Consider the following 26642-nt stretch of genomic DNA (forward strand, 5'->3'; position numbering starts at 1 on the left):
AGAAGAGTTGCTCTATGAAGCAGTCTTTGCAATTAAAACTCGGTCAACAGCTGACCATGACACCACAACTGCAACAAGCCATTCGCTTGCTGCAGCTTTCTACGTTGGACCTAAAACAAGAAATACATGAATTTCTTGAGTCAAACCCCCTCCTTGAACTTGATGATGATGAACTGCTTCATAATGAAACACCGGCTAGCATTGAATCTAAAAGCACTGATAATTCTGTAGATAGTAACTCAAGCGAAGAAGCTCGAGTGGAATCCGAATGGACTGAAAACATTCCTGAAGAACTGTCTATAGACAGTAGCTGGGACGACACATATCAAAGCTCTGCAGCCGTTAGTGATAACAATAGTTATGAAGGTGATGGTGACTTTGAAAGTCGCAATGCGCCAACTGAAAGCATCCAAGATCATTTAATTTGGCAATTAAATTTAACTCATATATCTGACAGAGACATTGAAATAGCTTATGCCATTATTGAATGCGTTCAACCTGATGGTTACCTCAGCATATCAACAGATGAAATCTGGGAATCTCTTGCCGTTGAGTTAGAAGACTTAGACATAGAAGAAGTGATTGCGGTTCAACATAGATTACAGCGCTTTGATCCTGTTGGCGTTTGCTCAATTGACTTACGTGATTCGCTATTGGTTCAACTAGAAGCATTTCAAAACCACCCACTTTATAAAAGTACTCACAACCTTATTGACCATTATCTGCCTTTATTAGGGAATCGTGACTTCGCCCAATTAAGCCGAAAAACAAAACTAAAAGATGAAGCACTCAAAGAAGTTGTTGATTTAATTCAACAACTTAATCCGCGCCCTGGCTCAGTGATCGATGCTGATGATACGGATTACGTTATTCCAGATGTAGCGGTTAAAAAACGTAATGGCACTTGGCAGGTAGAGCTAAACAATGACGCCCTTCCTCCAATTAAAATTAACGAAACCTATTCTGCAATGGCAACAACATCCGCAGTAACAACAGAAGACATCAGCTATATTAAAACATCGCTCCAAGAAGCTAAATGGTTCATGAAAAGTCTACAAAGTAGAAATGAAACATTATTGAAAGTGGCCAGTTGTATTGTGAGCAGACAGATTGATTTCTTCGAATTAGGCGAAGAAGCAATGAAACCTATGGTTCTTCATGATGTTGCCGAAGAAGTAGGAATGCATGAATCAACAATATCTAGGGTTACAACGCAAAAATACATGCACACTCCTAAAGGTATTTTTGAGCTTAAGTATTTTTTCTCCAGCCATGTTAGTACAGCGTCTGGTGGAGAATGCTCTTCTACCGCAATACGAGCTATGATTAAAAAGCTTGTTTCTGATGAACCTGCAAAAAAACCATTAAGTGATAACAAATTAGCCATTATATTGGCTGACCAAGGCATACAAGTTGCTCGACGAACTGTAGCAAAATATCGTGAGGCGATGAACATCCCTCCCTCCAATGAACGTAAGCGATTGATCTAAACGGATACCATTTTAATATGTCATTAAAATCATTATTAAAAGCTGAGCTAGTTCTAGCAAAGCAAGATATTGTCAGCAAAAAACGCGTTCTAGAAAGCTTGTCAGAAGTAGCGTCAAATCGCCTACATTGTGATAACGAAGCAGTATATGACGCATTATTAGGACGAGAGAAGCTCGGCAGCACTGGTATAGGTAATGGCATAGCCATTCCTCATTGCCGTCTAGAATCAGCAAACCATACTGCGATTGTGATTATGTCACTACAAAACCCTATTGATTTTGACTCAATTGACAAAAGATCCGTCGATCTTATTTTTGCATTAATTGTCCCACCACATGAGTGCGACCAACACTTAGCAACATTGGCTCAGATTGCTGAACTAGCCCAGTCACCTCAGGCGCTTGATCAATTACGAGCAGCTCAAACTAACGAAGATTTATTCAATATATTTGACTCATTAATATAGGAAAACACATGCAGGAAGAGTCCGTCACAATCATCAACAAATTAGGCTTGCATGCACGTGCCGCTGGAAAATTGGTAGAAACTACGTCTCGCTATTCTTGTGATATCACAATTGAAAAAGAAGGTCGTAACGTAGATGGAAAAAGCATTATGGCAATGATGATGCTAGCCGCTGGTAAAGGTACGGAAATCCTTATCAAGACAAATGGAGAAGATGAAGAGGAAGCCATTAAAGCGGTTATTGAGCTAATTAACAATTGTTTTGACGAAGACGAGTAAAACCTCTATGTCAGAGAAAAAAACGACTCTAGCTCACCTCCAAACGGTCACCGAATCACTCGAATCCGGTACCACGATGCAGATCCGTTATTTACTTAACGGTGCTTTGCCAGCACAAGATGTTGCCCGACTATTAGAGTCATCCCCACCAAAGGAGCGTAAACTCCTTTGGGAATTAATCGACTCAAAAAATGAAGGCGAAGTTCTACAATACCTAAGTGAAGATATTGGCGTTCAGTTCATGAGAGACATGGACACTGAACGACTTATAGCCGTCTCTGAAAGCTTTGAGAGCGACGATCTTGCCGATTTACTTCAACACCTACCTGAAACGATTGTAAAAGAAGTTCTTGCGTCAATGAGCACGCAAGACAGAATGCGGGTAGAAGCATTATTAAGCTATTCGGAAGATTCTGCCGGCGGCTTGATGAACACGGACACCATCACCATTCGTCCAAATATTACTGTAGACATTGTTTTTCGTTATTTACGTAGGCACAACACATTGCCAGACATGACCGACAACCTATTGGTTGTCAGTCGCTCTGATCGACTACTAGGAACTCTTCCTCTTACAAAATTATTAGTTTCAGATGTTAACGCAACAGTCCGTGATATTATGGAAACAGAATACACTGTCATAGAAGCAGAAATGCCTGCCAGCGAAGTTGCGCAACTTTTTGAAAAAATGGATCTTGTTTCTGCTCCCGTTATCGATGGCAGTAATAAAAAACTACTAGGTCGTATTACCATTGATGACGTAGTCGATGTTATTCGTGATGAGGCAGAACACTCCATGCTGAGCATGGCCGGCCTTGATGATGACGAAGATACTTTTTCACCAATAATGAAAACAACCAAAAGACGCGCAGTATGGCTTGGTGTCAATTTGATAACAGCCTTTATTGCTTCTTACGTCATTGGTTTATTTCAAAACACGCTTGACCAAGTTGTCGCTCTGGCCATTCTTATGCCGATTGTTGCAAGCATGGGCGGAATTGCAGGTTCACAGGTACTAACTCTTGTGATTCGCGGTATAGCATTGGATCAAATTGGCGCCGCCAATACTCGCTGGCTACTAAATAGAGAGATTATTGTAGGCCTTCTGAATGGACTATTATGGGCAACGGTGATAGCTGCACTTACCGCACTTTGGTTTGACAACATAAAGATTGCCTATATTATTGCTGCCGCTACGATAATAAACCTGCTATTTGCGGCAACCACTGGTACACTTCTGCCAATTTTCTTAAAAAAAATTGGCGTAGATCCCGCACTGGCGGGCAGCGTAATTTTGACAACTGTGACCGATGTGGTAGGTTTTCTATCCTTCCTCGGCCTCGCTACTATCTTTTTAATATAGGTTCCCATGACAGACTTCGATCAATATGAAAATGAAGATGAAATTCCTAAGAGCAAAACCCAGATCAAACGCGAAGTAGAAGCGCTACAAGATCTTGGTAAGAAAATGCTTGGGCTTAGTAAAAATCAACTTAAAAAAGTTGATATGTCAGAGACACTCCGTGAGGCATTCGTTGAAGCTGGCCGCATTAAAAAACACGAGGCAATGAGAAGGCACTTACAGTACATTGGCAGAGTAATGAGAACAGAAGATCATGAAGCCATTGCGCAGCGTGTAGCTCTGTTTGACTCCACATCAGCAGCATACAACAAACTATTTCATCAACTAGAGATTAAACGAGATACTTTAATTGGCGAAAATAGCAAAGAAGCCCTATCTAAATTTTTAGACGAGAACCCTGAAATTGAAGACATCCAACTTCTTAGACAATTAATTCGCCTATCCCAAAAAGAAGCATTACAAGAAAGCAAAACGACAAACCGCAAAAAACTGTTTCGTTTTTTACGTGAAGCCGAAGAGAAGCGTTTAGGCTTATAAAAGCTATTTTTAAATTCTTATCACACCAATAAAAAGCCTTAGTTTGTCATAAACTAAGGCTTTTTATTGTCATGTAAAATGTAATAAATACGTCTTAAAAATCAGACAAAACTCACTATTTTTTTACCTCTAATGGATTATATTTAATGGGTGTCATTGTCGGATTATTAAAAGAACCTTCGATTTTATATTGCACACTGGTTACCTTTGAAAGCTGATCACCAATTAATTTATCGGTAATATAAAGCAAACCAGCTAACTGCGGTGTTCCCCATAAAAGACCAGCAAGAGGCAAAGCTCCTGTCAAAGGAAACGTCGCTGTTAGTGTTTCATCAAAAATCTCTTCTACAATATTCGCTTTGCCTGCCAAAGAAAGTACAGCCGAGGGAGAATCTACAGTAATAGGGGAAGTTGTTTTCAAAATACCATCACCTAGAGAGAGTTCACCGCTAAAATCATCATAAGTAAGTCCTGGCTGATACATATCTGAAAAGTCTAATGAAAGCCGTCTTGTCAAAGCACCAGCATTAAAAACGCCTAAAAATTTCAAAAACGCAGGCAACTCATCTACTTTATTAAAATTACCATCTTCTGCAGAAAAACTGATACGTCCAGCAACAGATTGCCTATCAAAGTAAAAAGGATGTCCTTCCCAATCGAGCGCCACATTGATCTTATATTTTTTAGAAGACACAAAAGCCTCACTAGAAAACTTACCAGTCAACTCAGATAAATCAGCACCATTGGCAGCTATCAGCAAAGCAACACTGGATTCCTCTCCCTTATCCAACCAAACAAGACTTCCATTAAAATCACCTTTCTTCAGCTTAGTAGAAACTGGATCGACACGAACACGAACACTATCACCATCTCGCGAAACCTTTAATTGCCAATCACCATATGGTTGTTCATCGATATATAACTGATCAACCGAAACAGTCATATTAGGTATTTGACTTGCCGTTATCGGTGCTTCTGTTGGAATACGATCTGATGGCACAATATCTGAATCTTCTGATGGTGCCGTATTCCAGCTTAGGAAATCAAAATGTAGATCAGGAATGCCGCCCTTTTCTAGAAAAGAGAAATTGACCTCATCCGAACTCACATACAATGACTTATCAGACGCAGCGCTATAATTAACTTTAAAGTTATTTAATGTATTCTGTGGATTCATCACAACCTCATCAACGATTAAGTCAATTTTATTGATCCACTCTGGCAATTTGGGTATTTCAACACCCTTTGAAGCAGGACTCGATAAATCGGCAAACGCTGACTGCCACTCTTGAACATAAACGTGGTCAAAACTACCTGTCAGAACCAATCCCTTAGATATAGCTGAATTTAAGGTTTGATTTTGACCGCCATTCAAGATAATTTCCCCACCAATGAATTCACCATTTTGGAGTAAAAATCGAGCCTTCGATAACTGGTTATAATCCGTATCAATAACAATATCACTTTCATGCTGCATCACTTTAAGGTGCAATTTCTTCGCTTCTTCTGCTTTCTTCCCAATGGGTTCTGGCAGATCAATATTTACACCAACCAAATCACTATTAATCGTTAAATCAACCTGACCTTCTTGAGTTTTGTTAATCAGTAACTTACCGTTATATGCAACATTGCCTGATATTTTTTCAATGAGGGTATCCGGTAACTTATGCCAAGCAGCGACTTGAGCAAGATCTGCGGTACCAACAATATCCCCTATAACCGCCAGCCTCCCATTTTCTTTATTTACAGAAGACAACTGTAATTGAGAGGCCCCTCCTAATGTTTGTACGTCAAATGTCGAATCAGTTATCCCTTCATTTGTGCTGTAATTAAATCGACCTTTTTTAATATATGAGGCCAATTCAATGTTATTTATCAAAAGATGGTTTTCTTGGAAGTCCAAACCTAAATTTACTTTTGGCTCAATGTCTTTAGAAAAAGGTATCCCTATAGCAAATTCACTCTTAATTTCACCTTTAGCTTCCCAAGTTTCAAAAGGTAAAAGAACCGTCTCTTTTAATGGGGTTTTCCTAAGCACTGTAAGAATAGTAGAGATCTCACCTTCAAGCTGTCCCTGTAAATTTAACCAATCTGCCGCTCCCTCATTAATAGGGACTGTAATTAATAAATTATTAACAGGAAGGCCTAATAAAGAAGCTGTATCGATTTGTACCGAAACACCAGTATTATCAAATTCGAATACTCCGTTTACTTTTTTGGCTGTCGGCCAATCCTCATGAAAAGCCACATCAAGATCACTTGCTGCCACTCGCACTCGAACGTGTGGCACAGCGCCCTCAACCAAATCGCTTTGGATCAATACATCTGCCACATCCGCTTGTCCAATTTCAGCAAAACCATCCTGTATCCAAGACCGTAGATCTTCACCAAGCGCATTATCAGGAATATACGTTAACCGATCTAGTGCTGAGATATTATTGCCATGCAAATCTAATGATATCCAACTAGGTAAATCTTCTCGAATCTCTAATCGGAATCCACCACTAACATCTGCACCATTGCGTTTAATATGAAGATCTCGACCTGTTAATAGAAAGACATCCTGTTGTTTACGCCAATCAACATAACCAGATAAGGCCTCAGTTTTCCAAGAATCCTTATAAACAGTATCAAAGCTGATTTCACTACCTTTGCCTTTAAAATCGATATAACCACTGTCATTAGATAAGCTAAAGATCGCATTTATCTTATTAGCTTTTGGAATTCCGTTATAAGCCTTCACCGAAGCCGCTTCTAGATTACTTAACAACTGAAACGACATTTCATCATTTTCACGCCAAAACTGAAAAGAACCATTCTTTGCCGTGCCATCAGGCGAAAGCCCATTTAATAGTTTTATCGCATCAGACTTTTCAGGTAAAAAATAAGACAGTGCCTGATGAGTAAAACCAAGGTCAACTTCATTAAAATTAACACTAGAGCGATTCGTAACAGATGACCAATCAAACACCAAATTAGCCGTAGGGTAAGTAACGCCTGTTTGATCTTTAATCTCTACATCATGTACATCGATACGTAAATTAGGGTGTTTTTGTGTATAGCGTAGTTTTACTGAGGGAGAAGTTTCGTATGTCTGACCATCTTCAAAAGCAAATTTCATATGTGCTGATTCAGCTCGCACTTCAAACTCTTTATCTATTAAAGCATCCACCCAAACATCACCGCCCAGTTCAACAGATGACAATGAATAAGGCATAGACGGAAACATCTCGCGCAAAGGAAGAGAAATAACAGGAGCCTGTATAGACGCTTTAACACGATAACCACCAAGTAAACGTGTATCTTCAACGCGAGCACTAATCTGAAACGGTGCTTCATAAGCATCAAGATAAAGTCTAGACTTTACTAAAGAACCAAACTCTTTTTGGAAGATATAAACTTGAGGAATTTGTATTGTATGTTCACCAAACTGAGCACTGTGAATATCAATAGTGGCATCTAGAATTGAAAAATTACGTTGCGCTGACAAATAATCTAAAATTCGCTCAACACCCACTTCATTGCGAACGGTCTGAAGTGGCTTGGCACCATTAAGGCGCCATTGACCATCACTCTCTTCCAACGCAACATTGGATCCAACAAATCTAATATATGTAAATTGAGGACTGAAACTAAGAAGGGATTTTATCAGATCAACTCGAACTCGCATTTCATCAATCGAAATAGCCGATTTACCGTTTGCCTGTAAATGAAATCCACCAACAGACACCGTCGGGTCAACCCCCTCCAAACGACCATCTATCTGCTCTAAGGAAACAGCATAACCGGTAATCTGCTGTAAATTACGCTCTATTTGTGGACGATAATAATCCAAATAAGGAAGTAGTTGTCCGACACTAACTGCAAAGACTGCAATTAAACACGAAAAAACAACACCTCCCCAAAACAACGTGAGGAATATTTTACGTAATAACCAACTCATTTTAAAGCCTAATGGTTGTTAGCGAAGAACAACATCATATTGATCCTGCGTATAAACAGAATCCACTTGAAATCGGATAGTTTTACGAATAAACGCTTCTAATTCAGCCACACCTGAACTCTCTTCATCAAGAAAACGCTCAACCACAGAACTTGCTGCCAAAACAGTATAGGTTTGAGAGTCGTAGGCACGGTCTGCTCGTAAAATCTCACGAAATATCTCATAGCAAACAGTTTCAGGCGTTTTCACCAAACCACTTCCGCGGCATGACCGACAAGGCTCACACAAAGTTTGACCTAAACTTTCACGAGTTCTCTTTCTTGTCATTTCAACTAAGCCAAGTTCAGAAACACCTGTAATTTTTGTCTTAGCGTGATCCACATCCAAGATTTTTTCAAGCATTCTTAATACTTGGCGCTTATGCTCTTCATCTTCCATATCAATGAAGTCTATAATGATAATTCCGCCAAGATTACGCAATCTAAGCTGACGACCTATTGCGGTAGCCGCCTCTAGATTCGTCTTATAAATTGTTTCTTCAAGATTACGGCTACCAACAAACGCTCCGGTATTAACATCTATGGTTGTCATTGATTCAGTTTGCTCAACCAACAAATAGCCACCCGATTTTAACTGAACTTTTCGATCCAGTGCTTTGTGAATTTCATCTTCCACACTATATAGATCAAAAATAGGTCGCTCGCCAGGGTAGTACTCTATTCTGTCTGTTAACTCAGGAATAAAATCATCAGCGAAAGAACGTAACTTCGCATAATTTTCTTTAGAATCTATACGGATTTTTTCCGTCGTTAATCCAACTAGATCTCTCATAGTTCGTAAATGCAAAGGTAAATCTTCATAAATAACAGACGGCGTTTTTGCACTTTTCATGCGACGCTTTACTGATTGCCACAATCGAGTTAGGAATTTAATATCGGCAAGAATTTCTTCTTCACCTGCTCTTTCTGCAGCTGTACGCAATATATAACCACTACTTTCTTCAGCGTCTGTAAGAGCACTAGAAACAAGCGACTTAAGGCGCTCCCTCTCAGCTTCATTTTCAATTCTTTGACTTACACCAACATGAGCTTGATCTGGCATATAGACCAAATAACGAGAAGGAATAGACAAATGGGTTGTTAAACGCGCCCCTTTTGTACTGATCGGATCTTTAGTTACCTGAACAACAAGCGATTGACCTTCACGCAAATAATCGCCTATTTGATCACTCGGATTAACCGCATCACGATCTGCAACTTCAGAGACATGAATAAAGGCAGCCCGTTCAAGTCCAATATCAACAAATGCCGCCTGCATACCAGGTAACACTCGAACTACTTTTCCTTGATAAATATTACCAACAATTCCTTTTCGGCTTGAACGCTCTATGTATACTTCTTGCAGCACTCCGTTTTCGACCAGAGCAACACGAATCTCCATAGGAGTGACATTTATGAGTACATCTTCACTCATGAGACATATCCTCTAGCGAATGAATTCCAAACTGCGCCAATAGCTGCGCCGTTTCAAAGAGTGGCAATCCGACTACTGCCGAATATGAACCTGAAATAGATTGAACAAAAATCGAACCTAACCCCTGAATGCCATAAGAACCTGCTTTATCTTGAGGCTCTCCTGTTTTCCAATATTGGTCAATTTCTACATCTGAAATGTTACGAAATAGCACATCACTCACAACAAGCTTAGTAGCAACATGATCACGATTTAAATTACAGAGACAAAGAGAGGTAATAACTTGGTGAGAGCGACCGGAGAGCAGTCTTAGCATACTTTTAGATTCATCAAGCGAGTTAGGTTTACCTAAAACTTCGCCATCGATTACCACACTGGTATCTGAAGCAATAAAAAGAGTATCAATGGCTGCATTGCATTGTTGTTTGTATTTATTCACTGCTGCAGTCGCTTTTTCAAGCGCCATTCGAATAACGTAATCTTCAGCTTTTTCCTGATCATAAGGCGTTTCATCAATATCAGCGGGTAAAATATCAAACTCTTTCACCAAAAGACTGAGCAGCTCTTTTCTTCTCGGCGAAGCTGAAGCCAAAACAAGCATAAACTATTCCCAAAAAGGACTTAACGAATCGCGTACATACGACGCACACTGCGTAAAATAATAAAAGACCAAGGCCACAACAACCCTGTAATAACGGCAGGCATAAAGATCATTAAAGTAGGCTCTGCATAACCAAGATAATGATCGACCCAAAAATCTACAAGTTGATTAATACTCACAAGCACGCCAACAAAAAAAGCCTGCTGCCAAGGGTGATACATCCTCAATCTCTGGTAAAAAACAGCACAAGTATAAGCAATAATCACATAAGTAAGAGAGTGTTGACCAATAATGCCACCTTGTAACAAATCAATCATCAACCCCAAAAACCACGCCATACCAACACCAACTTTATATGGTAAAGCGATTACCCAATATAGAATAACCAACAAAGCCCACTCAGGGCGAAACCAAACAAACTCTTCTGGAAAGGGTACAGCTTCAAGCATTAAGGCAGTTAATAAGGTAGCGAAAAATACAAAAATGGGCTTCATTATCAATCTGCTTTAGATTTATCAATTAACATTACGTGTCGGCTACGACCTAATTGAGCTAAAGGTACAACACTAACATCTGCGTAAGACTTACCCTGCGTATGCTTAACACTCCTCACCACACCAACAGGGTAACCACTTGGAAAACGATTATCGAGACCTGAAGTTGTTAAAATATCTCCTTTTTTAATATCGACAGATCGAGGAACACTCATCAACTCCATCTCTTTCAAATCCCCTGTCCCTCTCAGAATCCCTCGAAGCCCTGTCCGGGAAAGTTGCACAGGAATAAAGTGGCTCGCATCAGCAATCAACAACACTCGACTACTATAGGCAGCCGTCTCAACCACCTGCCCTAAAACACCTGTAGCGTCTAATACCGGTTGCCCAACATACGCTCCTGAAGAAAAGCCTTTATCGATCATTAATCTATGACTGTAAGCATTTTGATCAAAACCAATCACTTCCGCCATAACGATTTTTTCATCAACGCGCTGAGAAGCATCCAACAATTCGCGCAAGCGAACATTTTCAGCTTGAAGAGAATCCAGCCTCTGCTGGCGACTACGCAACAATAAAATCTCAGACTGTAAAGCTTGATTTTCCGCAACCAACCCCTCTCTACTGGCAAGATGTTCACTTGACCAGTAAAGAAGTTTTTGAGGCGTATTTACTACAACTTGTATTGGCGTCACAAGTAAAGTCAAATAAGGCCTTACTTGTGAGAAAGTTGAATATCGAATATCAGCCAAAATCATTGCGACGGAAATGATAACCAGCACAAAAAAACGCGTACTAGAAACCTGACCGCCAAGTTGAAGCGCTTTATTAATGGTGTACTCCTAACCTTTTACTCATTATCTTCAGTAAAAAGCTCGGACGCATGTTTATCCATCAACTCTAGCGCCATACCGCCACCACGAGCAACACAAGTAAGAGGATCATCCGCAATAATGACAGGTAAACCTGTCTCTTCACTGATTAGACGATCTATCTCACGCAATAAAGCACCACCGCCAGTTAGGACTAAACCCGTTTCACCAATATCTGCAGCTAATTCTGGTGGAGATTGTTCAAGTACACCTTTAATTGCTTGAACGATTTGAGCTAATGGCTCTTGTAAAGCTTCAAGAATTTCAGTGCTACTCAACGTAAATGAACGAGGAATACCTTCAGCTAAATTACGACCACGCACATCGATCTGTAACTCTTCGCCGGTGTGATAAGCCATACCGATTTCTGTTTTAATACGTTCTGCGGTTGCATCACCAATCAAGCTACCATATTGACGACGAACATAAGTCGTAATCGCTTCATCAAAACGGTCACCACCGACACGAATAGATTCAGATGTCACAATACCATTTAAAGAAATGATTGCGATCTCGGTTGTACCGCCACCGATATCAATAACCATAGAGCCAGAAGCTTCAGCAACAGGAAGCCCTGCGCCTATAGCTGCCGCCATAGGTTCTTCGATGATATACACTTCACGTGCACCAGCGCCTAAAGCAGACTCTTTAATTGCGCGACGCTCAACTTGAGTTGATTTACAAGGCACACAAACTAATACACGTGGGCTTGGTTTCAAAAAACTGTTTTCATGTACTTTTGAAATGAAGTACTGAAGCATTTTTTCTGTCACATGAAAGTCAGCAATAACGCCATCTTTCATTGGTCTAATAGCTGTAATATTGCCAGGTGTACGACCTAACATACGCTTTGCATCAGTACCTACCGACGCCACTGTTTTTTGATTTCCATTATGACGAATAGCCACCACAGACGGCTCATCAAGCACGATTCCGCGATCACGAACGTAAATAAGGGTATTTGCCGTCCCTAAGTCAATGGACAAATCACTTGAAAACATTCCCCTGATTTTCTTAAACATGAATTCTTACACCCTGATAATACGATACGAACAGTGACAAAATGTATCAATCACTTGCCCAATGGGCAAGTTGATTCAACGTAAATCTCAAAAAACTTCCTATGTTCCCCTCTGTTTAGCGTTTTTTTAAAACAATCTAAAAATAAGTTAGGTTTTTCACGCTGTTAGCTTTATAGGAAATTAATGAAGAGATACAATGTTAACCATTTAATGACAATCAAAAATCAGGTGAAACATGTCCATAGATAAACAAGACGTGCAAAAAATTGCACACTTGGCACGCCTCGCCCTTACAGAGGAAGACGCCGATCAATACCAACACTCTTTATCCAGTGTTTTATCATTAGTCGAGCAAATGCAATCAGTGAACACAGATGGTGTAAAACCACTATCCAATCCACTTGAAATGACGCAAAGACTAAGAGACGACGTAGTAACTGAAGAAAACCGTCGTGATGCTTTCCTAGCGAACGCCCCTCAGACCGAAGCCGGTCTTTTCCTAGTACCGAAAGTGATCGATTAAGAGAGAGACACATGTTTGAACAAAGTATCTCGGCATTAGCACAACAATTACGTAACAAAGACATCTCCAGCGTCGAATTAACACGCCATTTTCTAGACCGTATTACCAAGCTTGATCCTCAGTTAAACAGTTATATTACCGTCACTGAACAATTGGCTCTGAGTCAGGCTGAAGCGGCTGATAATTTATTGAAAAATGGAAAAGGCACCAGCCTAACGGGCATCCCAATCGCTCATAAAGACCTTTTTTGTACTGAAGGCACCTTGACCACTTGCGGGTCAAAAATGCTAAACAACTTCATCCCGCCTTATGAATCGACAGTTACGAGTCGCATTCAACAAGCTGGCGCTGTTATGTTAGGTAAAACCAACATGGACGAATTCGCCATGGGTTCATCTAACGAAAACAGTTTTTATGGTGCCGTTAAAAACCCTTGGAATGTAAACACAGTCCCGGGTGGCTCATCAGGTGGCTCCGCTGCAGCTATCGCTGCTGGACTTGCTGTTGCTGCAACAGGCACAGACACTGGCGGCTCAATTCGCCAACCGGCTTCTTTCTGTGGCATTACAGGCTTAAAACCGACTTACGGCCGAGTGTCTCGTTTCGGTATGATTGCTTATGCATCTAGTCTAGATCAGGGCGGCCCAATGGCGAAAAGCGCCGAAGATTGCGCACATTTAATGCAAGCCATGGCAGGTTTTGACGAGAAAGATTCAACGTCTGCAGAAAACCCAAATGACGATTACCTTACGAACATAAACGCCCCACTTACCGGTTTGAAAATTGGCCTTCCGAAAGAATATTTTGGTGATGGCCTCGATTCAAAAGTAGCGGATGTCATTATGGCAGCTGTTAAAGAGTTCGAAAAACTTGGCGCGACAATAAAGGAAATCTCTTTACCAAACTTACAACTTAGCATCCCGTCTTATTACGTCATTGCACCTTCAGAAGCATCGTCAAATCTATCTCGCTTTGATGGCGTACGATTTGGCCATCGCTGTGACGATCCAAAAGATTTATTAGATATGTATATGCGTTCACGTGCGGAAGGTTTTGGCTCAGAAGTACAAAAACGCATCATGGTCGGAACTTACGCATTATCTGAAGGCTACTATGACGCTTACTATCTAAAGGCTCAGAAAATCCGCCGCCTTATTAAAGAAGACTTTGTGAAAGCACTTAGTGAAGTTGACGTGATTATGGGCCCAGTCGCCCCAACCACAGCATTTGATCTTGGCAGCAAGACAAGCGATCCAGTCGCCATGTATTTAGAAGATATCTACACACTGTCCGTGAACCTTGCTGGCATTCCCGCTATGTCAGTTCCTGCTGGCTTTGTTGATGGCATGCCGGTTGGCCTTCAAGTAATGGGCGATTATTTTGCCGAAGCCAAGCTACTTAACGTAGCACACCAGTATCAGCAACATACTGACTGGCATTTACAATCACCAACAATGGCAAAAGGAGCATAAGCATGAATTGGGAAGTCGTTATTGGTCTTGAGATTCATACTCAGCTCACCACGAAATCAAAACTATTCTCTGGCGCTGCCGTTGGCTTTGGCGCTGAGCCCAACACTCAAACCACGTTAGTGGATTTGGGGATGCCTGGCGCCTTACCGGTATTCAATAAAGAAGCATTACGAATGGCCGTTATGTTTGGCCATGCTATTAATGCTGAAATAGGTATGACATCTGTCTTTGCACGTAAAAACTATTTCTACCCTGACCTACCAAAAGGCTATCAGACGAGCCAAATGGATCACCCTATTGTGGGCATTGGTCATCTTGATGTCACACTGGAAGATGGAACTACATCTCGAATAGGCATCACACGCGCTCACCTTGAAGAAGATGCAGGCAAATCTCTGCATGAAGACTTTCAAGGCATGACAGGGATAGATCTAAACCGCTCTAGCACGCCACTACTTGAAATTGTATCAGAGCCAGACATTCGCTCTGCAAAAGAAGCTGTGGCTTACGTTAAAATGATTCACTCTATCGTGACCTATCTTGGCATCTGCGATGGAAACATGGCCGAAGGTTCAATGCGTTGTGATGTCAATATTTCACTGCGACCAAAAGGCCAAACCGAATACGGCACTCGCACAGAAATCAAAAACGTCAACTCATTCCGCTTTATTGAAAAAGCGATCTACACTGAGATTGAACGCCAAGCCGACATACTAGAAGATGGTGGTCGAATCATTCAGGAAACACGTTTGTATGATCCTGAGAAAAACGAAACTCGCAGCATGCGTTCTAAAGAAGACGCAAATGACTATCGCTATTTCCCTTGCCCAGACCTATTGCCAATCGTTCTAACGCAAGACTATGTAGACGAAATAAAAGCAACTCTTCCTGAACTCCCTAGCCAGAAAGCCGCACGCTTTGAAAACGAGTACAAACTAAGCGAATACGATGCTCATGTGCTTTCTTCTACTCGACCTATGGCAGATTACTTTGAGAGTGCAAACACTATAGTCAAAGATGCGAAACTAACTGCAAACTGGGTAATGGGTGAATTAAGCAAACTACTCAACCAAGAACAGCTAGAGATCGAAAATAGCCCCGTTAACGCTCAGGCTTTTGGTGAACTACTCGTTCGCATAAAAGACAACACAATCAACGGAAAAACGGCCAAAGATGTTTTTCAAGCGATGTGGGAAGGAGAAGGATCTGCAGACGACATCATTGAATCTAAAGGTCTAAAACAAGTTACCGATACCGGTGCTATCGAAACCATGATTCAAACAATACTTGATGCAAATGCAGCACAGGTTGAACAATATCGTGCAGCAGAAGAAGACAAACAGAAGAAGATGATCGGCTTCTTTGTCGGACAAGTAATGAAAGCTTCCCAAGGCAAAGCAAACCCTGGGGTAGTCAATCCAATCCTTGTCAAAATGCTTAAAGGTTAAACAGCTCTTCTGAGCCAGTAAAAGAATGCCCGCCAAGTCGCTTAATGACTTGGCGGATTTAAAAAAAGACATTTAAGATTTCTAGTGTTTTTATCCATTCATATGAAAAGGATACAAAGCTCTCAACAACAACCTAAGATCCTATTCAATAAATAAGTTATATATTAAACAACAGTTTTATTTATACTCTTTTGACGTAATACAAGGTTGTAGACTATGCAATGCAGACCAGATTGCGGAGCATGCTGCACAGCACCTTCTATTTCATCGCCAATTCCAGGGATGCCAAATGGAAAGCCTGCAGGTAAACCTTGCATACAATTGCTCAGCGATTTTAGCTGCGCCATATTTGGAGACCCCTCTCGTCCACAAGTATGTGAGAAATTTATGCCAGAAGAAGACATATGCGGAAAGAACAAAGAGGAAGCCACAACCATTCTGGCTTTTTTAGAAGACTACACATGCACGACCAATACAAAAAGCCCATAAACAAGGAACACCTATGACGACATCGGCGAAACAACTACTTCTACTAATCTGTACCAGTCTGGCACTTAGCGCCTGCTCAACACCTCAATCTGGCAAACAGTTTATTGTTGAGCCGCCAAGCGAATCTCAAATAAAAAGCAGCGTAAAAGAGCAAGTCTCACTCACATTAAATGCCTTCACCCCTGTCGCAGGTCAAGCCCTTCCAAATAACAGTGTACTCGGCGCTTATGAAGCTCGTGACTATGACCCCATTTGGATCAAGAATAAAACCCTCAACATGTCGATCTACAAGCTTGTTGATATTCTTGAGCAGTCTTACACTCACGGTCTAAGCCCTATTCATTATCATGCCGAAATCATCAAAGAATATTTAGCGCTAAAAAATCCGACGCCACAACAGCTGGCTGAAATGGACGTTATAGCAACTATTGCCTTAGCAAGCTATGCCCATGATTTAAGCAACGGTCGTTACGAGCCACAACTTATTGATCCGAACTGGCAACTGGATGCGCCAAACAACAACTGGAACGACTTACTACACCTTGATTCAGCAACCGATATGGTGAATTATCTTCAATTACTTGCTCCTCGAAGCCCACAGTACCAAGTACTTCAGAAGTGGCTGGTTTATTACCAAGATTTATCTCTAAAAGAAAAAGACATCTTTGTTACTCCTGGCTCTCTCTTGACGGCTGGCGATGAAGGTCCACGAGTAGCACAATTAAGGGCGCGCCTTGTACAGCTTGGCGACATTCGCTTCTCCACTCGAAAAGTCAACGAAGAGCAATTTGACATTCGACTAAAAGATGCCCTCAAACGTTTTCAACGTCGTCACCATTTATCTGCTGATGGCTCAGCAGGCTCTCAAACAATAGAAATGCTTAATGTCCCTTTAGAAATGAGAGCCAAACAAATAGCTTATAACTTAGAAAGATGGCGCTGGCTACCAAGTGAATTAGAAGCAAATCGTATTTGGGTAGATCTAACTAACTACACAGTAGATATGCACCTAAATGGCGAACTCACCTCAATGAAAGTTGTTATAGGTACAACAGAGAGAAAAACACCGGTATTTAAAGGCTTAATGACCTACATGGTTACCAATCCAACTTGGCGCGTACCACACCGCATCGCCAGAGAAAATCTATTGCCAAAATTACAAGCTGACCCAAACTACCTGGTTAAACATGGCTACAAGGTCTTCTCTAGCTGGAGCATTGGCGCAAAAGAACTAGATTCCACACAAATTAACTGGAAAGAAATTAAAGAAAATGAAATGCGCTTTCGTTTTGAGCAAACACCTGATGAAGACAATGCAATGGGGCAATATAAATTTATGTTCCCAAACAAAAACGACATCTATTTGCACGACACACCAGCAAAACACCTATTTAGACAAACTGAAAGAGCTTTCAGTTCTGGCTGTATACGCCTAGAAAATCCTGCGGAATTTGCACAAAAAATAACCAAGGGAAGCAATCAATTTAATCAAATGAGAAAAACTCTAAAAGAAGGCAGCAACTCAGTCATTTCATTACCGACATACATTCCTGTGTACCTGATCTATTTCACAGCTGCAGCAAATGCGAATGGCATGCCAGAATTCCGCAACGACATTTATGAAAGAGATCCATTAATGGAAGAAGCAATGGGCTACAAACCTTTTAGAGTAAAGGATTCCATTTAACCTACAACACCACAGAACGTCATTGCATCAAATAAAAAGCCCTATAAATCACGATGATTTTATAGGGCTTTTTATTGTTTACTTAAGAAACTAACCACAAAGACATTCGTCAGTATTTTAGTTACTTAACCATAATACAAACAGTGATTTCCTCACGGTCATGATAAAGGTGCTTAACTTGATAGTTGTATCGAACACCCGCTTTTTTCAACAAATCATCAATAGCCTGCAAACACAAAGACACTTCTTGATAACGTTTCTTCATCGGTAATTTCAAGTTAAAAATGGCTCGTCGAGTCCAACCACTTGCCAACCACTTAGCCATTAATTCAGCCACCTTGATTGGGCGCTCAACCATATCACACACCAGCCAATCTACAGTATAAGGTGGTTCATACTTAAAACCATCCGCTTTTTCGTGCTCCACCAACCCGGTAGACATCAATTCTTTTTGCATTGGACCATTATCAATCGCAATAACATGAATGCCTTTTTTAACAAATTGATAAGTCCAACCTCCTGGCGCAGCACCCAAATCAACCGCTGTCATCCCTTCAATAAGATCCTCTTCAAGCTTTTGCTCTGGAACAAACTGCAAAAAAGCCTCTTCTAATTTTAAAGTAGAACGGCTTGGCCCCGCTGCTGGAAAACGTAAGCGACGAATCCCCATAGGAAACTCACTACGACAAACAGCATAAGACACCCCCAAATAAGCCGCCTCTCCGCTTAACATGAAAACATGATGCCTTACTCCAACGGCTTTATTGCGTAGCACGCCCGATTTCTTCCAACCTTCTTTCAGAGGTTTATCAAGCTTTTTAATCAGCCCGGATAGCGCTTTTGCTTCATTCGTATCTGCAGTTTCGATCCAAATTTCTTCAGCCAAAGGCAAAGCTCTAGCGGCCTCCAGTAAAGACTCAACACGCTTGCCCTGCTCTAACTCAATAACATCATTTACCGCAATAATCTGACGAGCAAAAATAAGACGATTAAATCTCAATTGCTGAATAAGCAACTCACCGGCATCTGCTTGGTCAAAGTTATAAACAACATAACCCGCGTCAGGTACCACCTTTGCGTAGCCATAAAAGCCTTTATTGCTGGCAACTTCCGCTAATTCTGCCGCGCAATCTTTTTCAAAACCTTGACGACAGTAAACCAATACATTCTTCATTAAATTTCCTTCTCAGTCCGAGCTAACGGATGCTGAGTTATATTAATTACCTTCTTAGAAGGCCACTTCAATAGCGACTCATCAAAATGAGCAACAACAAAACTAGATAACTCAGGTGAAAAACATTCACCTGAGGTTGGAAGGCAAAGGTATTTTTTAGTCTCCCCATCCCATTCAAACTGTATAGAGTAAGCATGTAAATACCCTCTATCGGATACTGAACCACCATATCTAGCATCACCTAAAATAGGAGAACCTACGCTTTTCAATGCAACTCGTATTTGGTGTGTTTTACCGGTTAAAGGCCTAATAATAAAAAGTCTTATCCCTTCAAAAGAAGTCGAAAAAAACTGACTGACCGCAAGATTTTCATTTTGCTGAGTCAACTTCCACTGACCTCTTCTACTTGTCGCCATGCCACCAGAAACAGTACCTTGTTTCTTTTTAGGCTTACGTTCTGATAGCGCTAAATACCGTTTTTCCATCTCATGCTTTTCAAACATTTTACCGAATAAAGATGCGGCCTGAACATGACAAGCAACGATAAGCAAACCAGAAGTCAATTTATCTAAACGGTGAACAGGAAAAAAGGTATTGTCTGGGTAAGACATCGATAAAGCCTGCATCACACCAAGCTCTTCGGACTCCGCATGAAAACTCATGCCCGCAGGCTTATCAATTACCCAATAATCATCACAACGAAATAAAATCTGGAGCAAACTTGCCTCATCACGAATAAATAAAGGAAAAATTGATTAGCTAACAAGCTTATCCACAGAGAAAGTGGACAACTCATATGTCAACAAAGAAATAAATATTTTTTAGTATTCAGACTGAATAAAAATTCGATTTCGTCCATTACGCTTGGCACTGTATAGGCCTTTATCTGCCTGAGCCAATATTTCTTCATAACGAGACACATCAGGGGTAATCGCGGCTAACCCAGCACTTATAGTAACTGGAATAACAACACCTTGTTCGGTTTCAACAAGCATTTCCTCAACACTTTTACGTATATTTTCTACAACTACTTCAGCCTGATTCAAGTTGATATCACGCATAATAACAATAAACTCTTCGCCGCCATAACGGCCTATTTCATCTTGTGGACGTATAGCAGAACTCATGACTTTCGCGATTTGAGACAATGCTAAATCACCAGCTTCATGCCCATAAGTATCATTGATTTTCTTAAAATGATCCAAATCAATAATAGCGAAGACACACGACAATCCATTGATAACGGAATCTGCAAAAATATTTACGGCATCAGCCAATACTTTTCGTCGATTAGACAATCCTGTTAATTCGTCCATCTCAGCTAATGTTCGTAAATGACTATTAACCGATTTTAATCGGCTTATAACCAAGTTAATAACGACAGCCACATAAAAAGAAACAAAGAGAAACACCGTGACCGCAACAACGTTTTGACTTTCTGCTGTTATATGCAATCCTTCTATCGTTAAAAATTCACAGATTAGAAAAAGAACCACGGAACTAATAACAACAGAATGTTTAATAAAGCGCTGATCAGCCCTAAAAACAATCACACCATAAATAAGAACATTCACAAAAAGCCAATGAAAATCACTGCTATCACCAAAATAAAAGAAACTTAGAACGAACACCTGAACACTAGAAACAATCGGCATTAATACCTGCGCGCGCTCATAGTATCCACTATAGCTATAACGCCAACCAAGCAACCCTAACGATAAACAAACGAAGGAAAAAGAAGCTAAAAAAAACATTTGAAAGAAAACGAATAAAAAAAGTACGATCAAGCAACCAGAGCAAAAAGCCAAATAAGAAAAGCTTACGACATGCTTCTGATTAAGATCATTGCCAAAGTCATCGGCAAAACCAAGATTAAGCAATTTATCTATTAATTTTTTAATTGTGTTAAACACAGCATTCCTAATTAAAATCAAACACGTACTAATGCATTTGATAAGAGATAAATTTTTGTTAAGTATATTGAAGGCAAAATTCTACAGAATCACGCTCGATTTTTCTATTAATTCAAACGCAATAACAACTTAATCAAAGCACTAATTGAAAAATTGAGGCCTAGAAGGCATATTCGCACCTTCCTTAGAGACAAGTAGATTCAGTTTCCGTATCCTACGCACCCAAAAACAGACTTACAAATTAATATTGAACTGTATTTACAATATCATTGGCATGGATATTGATTAAAGCAATTACATATTAAAGAAGAGATTCGAAAACATTAACTAATCGGTCAACAAAACAATTTTCGCACCATTATAAACCTAAAGATGAAGCGGAAGTCCAAAGTGGTGCGGTTTCTGTTTTGTAGAAACTGTCTTTTTAGCAAATAGCTAAATCGTCGATTATCTCAGTTCAGAATCTAAAAACAGTAAGAGCATTTTCATATAACACTTAACTCTGAAAACAAGGTGCTAAGACATTGAAAAAAAATAATCCGATATCGCGCCTTGAACTTGCGAATATCACCAAGCAATACCCTGGGTGCCTCGCGAATGACAATATCAGTATCACTCTAATGCCTGGTGAGATACATGCATTATTAGGTGAAAACGGTGCTGGTAAAAGTACATTGGTCAAAACAATCTACGGTATTGTTGCGCCAGACAAGGGTGACATTATTTGGGATGGGAAAGAAGTTAGTATAAAGTCACCTTCTGTTGCTCGTGACCTAGGCATTGGTATGGTGTTCCAACATTTCTCTTTATTCGAAACCATGACTGTCAGCCAAAACATTGAGTTATGCCTTAGTAAAATACAACTGAATAAAATTGGTGATCTAGCCAAAAGAATCACTCAACTCTCAGAAGAATATGGCTTAAACGTTGACCCAAATCGATATGTACACTCTCTTTCTATTGGCGAAAGACAACGTGTTGAAATCATGCGCTGCCTTGTTCAATCGGTAAAGCTGCTTATTTTAGATGAACCAACTTCCGTTCTAACACCACAAGAAGTCTCTGGACTGTTTAACGTCTTACGTACCCTTTCGAAAGAAGGCTGTAGCATTTTATTTATCAGCCACAAACTTCATGAAGTTACCGAGGTTTGCCATAAAGCAACCATTCTTCGTGGAGGAAAAGTTGTCGACACTTGTATTCCGAGTGAAGAAACTCCTGCCACTATTGCTAAAATGATGGTTGGCGACCTGGCAGATCAAGACGCTGGTTATTCGAAAAAAGAAGGTACTATTACAGTTTTTAATGTAACCGACTTGTCTTTACCTTCTAAACAACCATTTGGCACAGAGCTAAAAAACATCAACTTTGATCTAAAAGCTGGCGAAATATTAGGTATCGCTGGTGTTGCAGGTAACGGCCAAGACGAATTAATGGCGATCATAAGTGGTGAAGACGAACGAAATGTCAAAAACGCCTTTACATTAGGCAAGCTTAAGATTGGACATTTACACGCTGGCGAAAGACGACAGTTAGGCATGGCCTACGTACCAGAAGAAAGACTTGGTCGTGGTGCAGTGCCAGACATGAGCCTAACAGAAAATACGCTACTAACTCACAGTACAGGCTTTGTTAAAAACGGTTTAGTGCAATGGCAGAGCATCAAAGAATATACGTCTGAGCTTATCAGTAAGTACAAGGTCAAATGTCACGGTGAATTTTCCGAAGCTCAAAGCTTAAGTGGCGGTAATTTACAAAAATTCATCATGGGTCGAGAAATTGGCCAGCATCCCAAAGTATTAATCTGCGCTCACCCTACATGGGGAGTTGATGTTGGTGCCGCACTTGCGATTCACCAAGCATTGCTAGAGCTTCGTGATCAAGGCGCAGCGATTCTACTTATTTCAGAAGACATAGATGAGCTTTTTCTCTTAGCCGATCGAATGGCCGCTGTCTGTGATGGCTATTTGTCGCCATTGATAAAAACAGAGGAAACCAACATTGACCAAATAGGCCAATGGATGGCCGGTACCTTTATTAACACAGCAGTCCAAGAGGCTCAGGCATGATCCGTATTCAAGCTCGCACAGAGCCAAGTTCTTTAATGAAAGTAGCTTCACCGCTGCTCGCTATCGTACTGACCTTAATCTTTGGTGCTATTTTATTTTCTGCCATCGGGAAATCACCGGTACAAGCCTTGCAGGTTTTGCTCATTGCGCCATTAGCAGACAGCTACAATATTGGTGAAATGTTCGTAAAAATGGGCCCTCTTCTACTCTGTGCAGTAGGCTTATCATTATGCTATCGCGCTAACATGTGGAATATAGGTGCAGAAGGTCAGCTGCTAGCTGGCGCATTAGGCGGTTCGGCTATGGCGCTTTACTTCATCGATTCTGAATCCACATTTGCACTTCCAATTACCTTATTGGCTGGTATTGCTTCCGGTATGATTTGGGCAGCGGTTCCGACTTTCTTAAAACTGCGCTACAACTCAAACCTGATCTTAACCACGATTATGTTTAATTATATCGCTCTGTATCTTCTTATCTGGTCCGTTCATGGCCCACTAAGAGACCCTGATGGTTATGGCTTTCCAGAATCTGCTCTGTTTTCTGACATCACATTACTGCCAACATTATTTGAAGGCAGTCGAATTCATCTTGGCATTCTGTTCGCTGTTCTTTCTGGCATCATAGGTTGGTTTATTCTAAGCAAAACACATCTTGGCTTCCAAATACGTGTTTTCGGTGCTGACGAGCCAGCGGCAAGATACGCAGGTTTTAGCGGTAAGAAATTAAGCTGGTTTGTGATGTTATTCGCAGGTGCTTTAGCGGGTTTAGCCGGTGTAAGCGAGACCACAGGCCCAATTGGCCAGCTCACACCTAATATTTCCCCTGGTTACGGTTATTCCGCCATCATTGTTGCTTACCTAGGTAGATTACATCCTATCGGCGCCATTATTGCCGCTGCTTTTATGGCGGTACTTTATATGGGAGGTGAGCTGGCTCAAATCGAAATGGGTATTCCAGTCGCTGTTATCAGTATGTTTCAAGGCGTTTTATTGTTCTTCTTACTGGCTTGTGACTTTTTCATTAATAATCGCCTCTCACTCACTAACCAAGCGACAAACTAGGAGCTTATTTTGGACGCAGATCTAATAGTACAAATATTATTTGCCGCCATTAAAACTGGCACCCCTTTACTTTTTATCGCTTTGGGCGAGGTTATTTGCGAAAAGTCTGGCGTATTAAACCTTGGTCAAGAAGGCATGATGCTTATGGGCGCGGTGGTTGGCTTTCTTGCTGCGTATGGCTCAGGAAATATGGGCTTTGGTATTCTCGCAGCTATGGCGATGGGTTCTATTATGAGCTTAATTTTTGCCGTGTTAGTTCTTCATATTGGTGCGAATCAAGTAGCAACCGGCCTTGCCTTAACCATTTTTGGTACTGGACTAAGCGCCTTCATTGGTGCGGACTTTGTTGGTCAAACGATTCAAGGTTTCCAGCCAATCGCTATCCCATTACTTTCTGATATTCCTTATGTTGGTCGAATTCTGTTTAGTCACGATATCTTGGTGTATTTTTCTTTCTTCATGACCGCTCTATTGGTTTATGTTGTTAACAAGACGCGTATTGGCCTAACTCTCAAAGCGGTAGGTGAAAACCCTCATGCGGCTAATGCCATTGGTATTAAGGTACTAAGAGTCCGCTATTTATCCGTCATGTTCGGTGGAGCAATGGCTGGAACCGCCGGCGCTTATATGTCTTTGGTTTACACACCGATGTGGGTAGAAGGTATGACGGCTGGACGTGGCTGGATCGCATTGGCTCTTGTTGTCTTCGCATCATGGCGTGTAGGTCGCATTATGCTAGGCGCTTACTTATTCGGACTGGCAAGTATTATGCATTTGGTTTTACAAGGTCTAGGCTGGTCTATCTCTCCTAACTTACTTGCCATGCTGCCTTATGTCGCAACCGTCCTAGTCATGGTTATTATTGGCGCGGATCACTTTAAAGAAAAGCTACTTGCCCCTCGGTCTCTCGGCAAGCCCTTTAACCCAAGAAACATGGCATAACGCCTACTTTTTCAATATCACTTCATGATTGAAGAAAACGCCTTCGGGCACAAATAGGAGCTAAAAATGAAATTTAAAAGTTTACTAGTTGGTCTAGGACTTTTAGCAGGAGCAAGTGCTGCTCTGGCTGAAGATCCATTAAAAGTTGGGTTTGTTTACGTTGGCCCTGTTGGCGATTTAGGTTGGAGCTACGAACATGATTTAGGCCGTAAAGGTCTAGAAGAGTTCTTCGGTGACAAAGTAGAAACGACTTTCGTTGAGAACGTTCCTGAAGGTGCAGACGCTGAGCGTGTTATTACTCAATTAGCAAAAGCGGGTAATGACTTAATTTTCACAACCTCTTTTGGTTTCATGAATCCAACGATCAAAGTAGCAAAACGCTTTCCTAATGTAACGTTTGAACATGCTACAGGTTACAAACGTTCTAAGAACGTAGGTACTTATGTACTACGTACTTATGAAGGTCGTTATGTTTCTGGTACAGCAGCGGGAATGATGACGAAAACTGACACTATCGGTTACATCGGTTCTTTCCCAATTCCTGAAGTTATTCGTGACATCAACTCAACTTTCATGGCCGCTAAAAGCGTTAACCCTAATGTAAAAATGAAAATTGTTTGGGTTAACTCTTGGTACGATCCAGGTAAAGAAACCGATGCAGCAAATGCTTTAATGGACCAAGGTGTTGATGTTCTAATTCAGCATACTGACAGCCCTGCGCCACTTATCGCAGCGGAAAAACGTGGTTTACGCGCAATCGGTCAAGCATCAGATATGAGCCAATTTGCACCAGAAGCCCATATGTTTTCTGTTCGTGATAATTGGTCTCCTTATTACATAAATATTGCTAAAGCGGTAATGGAAAAAACTTGGGCACCAAAAGATTACTGGGGCGGATTTTCTGACGAGATTTTAACCATTGAATCTATCAACCCAAATCTTCCAGAAGCGGTTAAAGCAAAAATCAACTCTACTTTTGCTGCGATTAAATCAGGTGAACTTAAACCATTCACTGGCCCGATCAAAGACAACAAGGGCAACTTAGTTGTTGCTGCTGGCCATTCGTTAACTGACGTCGAGCTTGCTCAAGTCAACTGGTATGTTGAAGGTATTACTGACGAAATTCCTCACTAAATAACACTCGTTTATTGTTTTGTACAACCAGCCTTGCTGGTTGTACATTTCACTCTTCCACGTCTAAATGCATTACATAATGCATCAAAGAATCTATTTTTATATTCATTTTTTTTCTTATACTTCATGTCAAAAACCAATATAAAAAAATTTTCAAAAACGACTAAACATTCTTAATCAAAAACAC

At 40.8% G+C, this 26642-nt stretch carries 24 protein-coding genes; 14 read left to right on the top strand and 10 right to left on the bottom strand.

Going from position 1 to position 26642, the window contains the following annotated elements; all coding sequences use genetic code 11:
- The first annotated feature begins 14 nt into the window (after positions 1-14).
- Genes MUS1_RS03975 through yjgA form a run of 5 tightly spaced genes read left to right on the top strand, consistent with a single transcriptional unit; the run spans position 15 to position 4135 of the window.
- Complete coding sequence (locus MUS1_RS03975) at positions 15-1490, top strand: RNA polymerase factor sigma-54 (RefSeq protein ID WP_036159421.1); 1476 nt, start codon at positions 15-17, stop codon at positions 1488-1490.
- Between the two features lie 17 nt (positions 1491-1507).
- Positions 1508-1957 carry a PTS IIA-like nitrogen regulatory protein PtsN gene (gene ptsN / locus MUS1_RS03980; protein ID WP_036159423.1) on the top strand — a complete coding sequence of 150 codons (450 nt, stop codon included), beginning with the start codon at positions 1508-1510 and terminating at the stop codon, positions 1955-1957.
- 8 nt (positions 1958-1965) lie between these two features.
- Complete coding sequence (locus MUS1_RS03985) at positions 1966-2235, top strand: HPr family phosphocarrier protein (protein WP_036159425.1); 270 nt, start codon at positions 1966-1968, stop codon at positions 2233-2235.
- A gap of 7 nt (positions 2236-2242) precedes the next feature.
- On the top strand, positions 2243-3598 hold the full coding sequence (gene mgtE, locus MUS1_RS03990) for a magnesium transporter (RefSeq protein WP_036159427.1): 1356 nt from the start codon (positions 2243-2245) through the stop codon (positions 3596-3598).
- Positions 3599-3604: 6 nt separating this feature from the next.
- Positions 3605-4135: a ribosome biogenesis factor YjgA gene (gene yjgA, locus MUS1_RS03995; RefSeq protein WP_036159429.1), complete on the top strand. Its 531-nt coding sequence runs from the start codon at positions 3605-3607 to the stop codon at positions 4133-4135.
- Positions 4136-4250: 115 nt separating this feature from the next.
- Here yjgA and MUS1_RS04000 read toward each other — a convergent pair whose 3' ends face one another.
- The 6 genes from MUS1_RS04000 to MUS1_RS04025 all read right to left on the bottom strand — a co-directional run bounded on the left by MUS1_RS04000 (position 4251) and on the right by MUS1_RS04025 (position 12540).
- Positions 4251-8078: a YhdP family protein gene (locus tag MUS1_RS04000; RefSeq protein WP_036159432.1), complete on the bottom strand. Its 3828-nt coding sequence runs from the start codon at positions 8076-8078 to the stop codon at positions 4251-4253.
- Between the two features lie 18 nt (positions 8079-8096).
- Positions 8097-9551, bottom strand: coding sequence for a ribonuclease G (gene rng / locus MUS1_RS04005; RefSeq protein ID WP_036159434.1), 1455 nt, complete (start codon positions 9549-9551; stop codon positions 8097-8099).
- Entirely contained in the window at positions 9544-10152 is a 609-nt protein-coding gene (locus MUS1_RS04010; RefSeq protein ID WP_036159437.1) for a Maf family protein, read from the bottom strand. Before MUS1_RS04010 ends, rng begins: the two co-directional genes overlap by 8 nt.
- A gap of 20 nt (positions 10153-10172) precedes the next feature.
- Complete coding sequence (mreD, locus tag MUS1_RS04015; RefSeq protein ID WP_036159439.1) at positions 10173-10646, bottom strand: rod shape-determining protein MreD; 474 nt, start codon at positions 10644-10646, stop codon at positions 10173-10175.
- A gap of 2 nt (positions 10647-10648) precedes the next feature.
- A complete protein-coding gene (mreC, locus tag MUS1_RS04020; protein WP_245595736.1) occupies positions 10649-11428 on the bottom strand; it encodes a rod shape-determining protein MreC in 780 nt (259 codons plus the stop codon).
- A 68-nt stretch (positions 11429-11496) separates the two neighbouring features.
- On the bottom strand, positions 11497-12540 hold the full coding sequence (locus MUS1_RS04025; RefSeq protein WP_036159441.1) for a rod shape-determining protein: 1044 nt from the start codon (positions 12538-12540) through the stop codon (positions 11497-11499).
- A 235-nt stretch (positions 12541-12775) separates the two neighbouring features.
- Between MUS1_RS04025 and gatC the strand changes: the two genes are divergently transcribed.
- The 3 genes from gatC to gatB are packed head-to-tail and all read left to right on the top strand — an operon-like array spanning position 12776 to position 15983.
- Positions 12776-13063: an Asp-tRNA(Asn)/Glu-tRNA(Gln) amidotransferase subunit GatC gene (gatC, locus tag MUS1_RS04030; protein WP_036159443.1), complete on the top strand. Its 288-nt coding sequence runs from the start codon at positions 12776-12778 to the stop codon at positions 13061-13063.
- Between the two features lie 11 nt (positions 13064-13074).
- Positions 13075-14535 (top strand): Asp-tRNA(Asn)/Glu-tRNA(Gln) amidotransferase subunit GatA, encoded by a 1461-nt coding sequence (gatA, locus tag MUS1_RS04035; RefSeq protein ID WP_036159445.1) that lies wholly within the window; start codon positions 13075-13077, stop codon positions 14533-14535.
- A 2-nt stretch (positions 14536-14537) separates the two neighbouring features.
- Positions 14538-15983, top strand: coding sequence for an Asp-tRNA(Asn)/Glu-tRNA(Gln) amidotransferase subunit GatB (gatB, locus tag MUS1_RS04040; RefSeq protein ID WP_036159446.1), 1446 nt, complete (start codon positions 14538-14540; stop codon positions 15981-15983).
- A 164-nt stretch (positions 15984-16147) separates the two neighbouring features.
- Here the strand turns inward: gatB and MUS1_RS16170 are convergent, their stop codons facing one another.
- Positions 16148-16330, bottom strand: coding sequence for a hypothetical protein (locus tag MUS1_RS16170; RefSeq protein ID WP_051436094.1), 183 nt, complete (start codon positions 16328-16330; stop codon positions 16148-16150).
- On the opposite strand from MUS1_RS16170, the gene MUS1_RS16210 reads away from it, so the two are divergent.
- On the top strand, positions 16257-16472 hold the full coding sequence (locus tag MUS1_RS16210) for a YkgJ family cysteine cluster protein (RefSeq protein ID WP_245595748.1): 216 nt from the start codon (positions 16257-16259) through the stop codon (positions 16470-16472). The two genes, MUS1_RS16170 and MUS1_RS16210, sit on opposite strands and share 74 nt — an antisense overlap.
- Positions 16473-16485: 13 nt before the next feature.
- Positions 16486-18159 (top strand): L,D-transpeptidase family protein, encoded by a 1674-nt coding sequence (locus tag MUS1_RS04050; protein WP_036159448.1) that lies wholly within the window; start codon positions 16486-16488, stop codon positions 18157-18159.
- 121 nt (positions 18160-18280) lie between these two features.
- On the opposite strand, the gene rlmM is transcribed toward MUS1_RS04050, so the two are convergent.
- The 3 genes from rlmM to MUS1_RS04065 all read right to left on the bottom strand — a co-directional run bounded on the left by rlmM (position 18281) and on the right by MUS1_RS04065 (position 21246).
- Complete coding sequence (rlmM, locus tag MUS1_RS04055) at positions 18281-19333, bottom strand: 23S rRNA (cytidine(2498)-2'-O)-methyltransferase RlmM (RefSeq protein ID WP_036159450.1); 1053 nt, start codon at positions 19331-19333, stop codon at positions 18281-18283.
- The gene (locus MUS1_RS04060; protein WP_051436095.1) at positions 19333-20052 is read right to left on the bottom strand and encodes a TIGR01621 family pseudouridine synthase; all 720 of its coding nucleotides are present in this window, start codon (positions 20050-20052) and stop codon (positions 19333-19335) included. The genes rlmM and MUS1_RS04060 overlap by 1 nt, the downstream gene beginning before the upstream one ends.
- A 102-nt stretch (positions 20053-20154) precedes the next feature.
- The gene (locus MUS1_RS04065; protein WP_036159452.1) at positions 20155-21246 is read right to left on the bottom strand and encodes a GGDEF domain-containing protein; all 1092 of its coding nucleotides are present in this window, start codon (positions 21244-21246) and stop codon (positions 20155-20157) included.
- Between the two features lie 524 nt (positions 21247-21770).
- Between MUS1_RS04065 and MUS1_RS04070 the strand changes: the two genes are divergently transcribed.
- The 4 genes from MUS1_RS04070 (at position 21771) to MUS1_RS04085 (ending at position 26455) form a co-directional block, all read left to right on the top strand.
- Positions 21771-23315: an ABC transporter ATP-binding protein gene (locus tag MUS1_RS04070; protein WP_036159453.1), complete on the top strand. Its 1545-nt coding sequence runs from the start codon at positions 21771-21773 to the stop codon at positions 23313-23315.
- Positions 23312-24379 (top strand): ABC transporter permease, encoded by a 1068-nt coding sequence (locus MUS1_RS04075; RefSeq protein WP_036159455.1) that lies wholly within the window; start codon positions 23312-23314, stop codon positions 24377-24379. The genes MUS1_RS04070 and MUS1_RS04075 overlap by 4 nt, the downstream gene beginning before the upstream one ends.
- Positions 24380-24388: 9 nt before the next feature.
- Positions 24389-25321, top strand: coding sequence for an ABC transporter permease (locus MUS1_RS04080; protein WP_036159457.1), 933 nt, complete (start codon positions 24389-24391; stop codon positions 25319-25321).
- A gap of 66 nt (positions 25322-25387) precedes the next feature.
- Positions 25388-26455 (top strand): BMP family ABC transporter substrate-binding protein, encoded by a 1068-nt coding sequence (locus MUS1_RS04085; protein WP_036159459.1) that lies wholly within the window; start codon positions 25388-25390, stop codon positions 26453-26455.
- The last annotated feature ends 187 nt before the right edge of the window (positions 26456-26642 follow it).

The organism is Marinomonas ushuaiensis DSM 15871, assembly GCF_000521805.1.
GTDB lineage: Bacteria > Pseudomonadota > Gammaproteobacteria > Pseudomonadales > Marinomonadaceae > Marinomonas > Marinomonas ushuaiensis.

Coding starts and splice junctions, on each gene's coding strand:
- MUS1_RS04025 (WP_036159441.1), bottom strand. CDS start 12,540: ATGTTTAAGAAAATCAGGGGAATGTTTTCAAGTGATTTGTCCATTGAC.
- rlmM (WP_036159450.1), bottom strand. CDS start 19,333: ATGAAGAATGTATTGGTTTACTGTCGTCAAGGTTTTGAAAAAGATTGC.
- gatB (WP_036159446.1), top strand. CDS start 14,538: ATGAATTGGGAAGTCGTTATTGGTCTTGAGATTCATACTCAGCTCACC.
- gatA (WP_036159445.1), top strand. CDS start 13,075: ATGTTTGAACAAAGTATCTCGGCATTAGCACAACAATTACGTAACAAA.
- MUS1_RS03985 (WP_036159425.1), top strand. CDS start 1,966: ATGCAGGAAGAGTCCGTCACAATCATCAACAAATTAGGCTTGCATGCA.
- MUS1_RS04010 (WP_036159437.1), bottom strand. CDS start 10,152: ATGCTTGTTTTGGCTTCAGCTTCGCCGAGAAGAAAAGAGCTGCTCAGT.
- MUS1_RS03975 (WP_036159421.1), top strand. CDS start 15: ATGAAGCAGTCTTTGCAATTAAAACTCGGTCAACAGCTGACCATGACA.
- MUS1_RS16170 (WP_051436094.1), bottom strand. CDS start 16,330: ATGGCGCAGCTAAAATCGCTGAGCAATTGTATGCAAGGTTTACCTGCA.
- mgtE (WP_036159427.1), top strand. CDS start 2,243: ATGTCAGAGAAAAAAACGACTCTAGCTCACCTCCAAACGGTCACCGAA.
- gatC (WP_036159443.1), top strand. CDS start 12,776: ATGTCCATAGATAAACAAGACGTGCAAAAAATTGCACACTTGGCACGC.
- rng (WP_036159434.1), bottom strand. CDS start 9,551: ATGAGTGAAGATGTACTCATAAATGTCACTCCTATGGAGATTCGTGTT.
- MUS1_RS04050 (WP_036159448.1), top strand. CDS start 16,486: ATGACGACATCGGCGAAACAACTACTTCTACTAATCTGTACCAGTCTG.
- MUS1_RS04000 (WP_036159432.1), bottom strand. CDS start 8,078: ATGAGTTGGTTATTACGTAAAATATTCCTCACGTTGTTTTGGGGAGGT.
- mreD (WP_036159439.1), bottom strand. CDS start 10,646: ATGAAGCCCATTTTTGTATTTTTCGCTACCTTATTAACTGCCTTAATG.
- MUS1_RS04085 (WP_036159459.1), top strand. CDS start 25,388: ATGAAATTTAAAAGTTTACTAGTTGGTCTAGGACTTTTAGCAGGAGCA.
- ptsN (WP_036159423.1), top strand. CDS start 1,508: ATGTCATTAAAATCATTATTAAAAGCTGAGCTAGTTCTAGCAAAGCAA.
- MUS1_RS04075 (WP_036159455.1), top strand. CDS start 23,312: ATGATCCGTATTCAAGCTCGCACAGAGCCAAGTTCTTTAATGAAAGTA.
- yjgA (WP_036159429.1), top strand. CDS start 3,605: ATGACAGACTTCGATCAATATGAAAATGAAGATGAAATTCCTAAGAGC.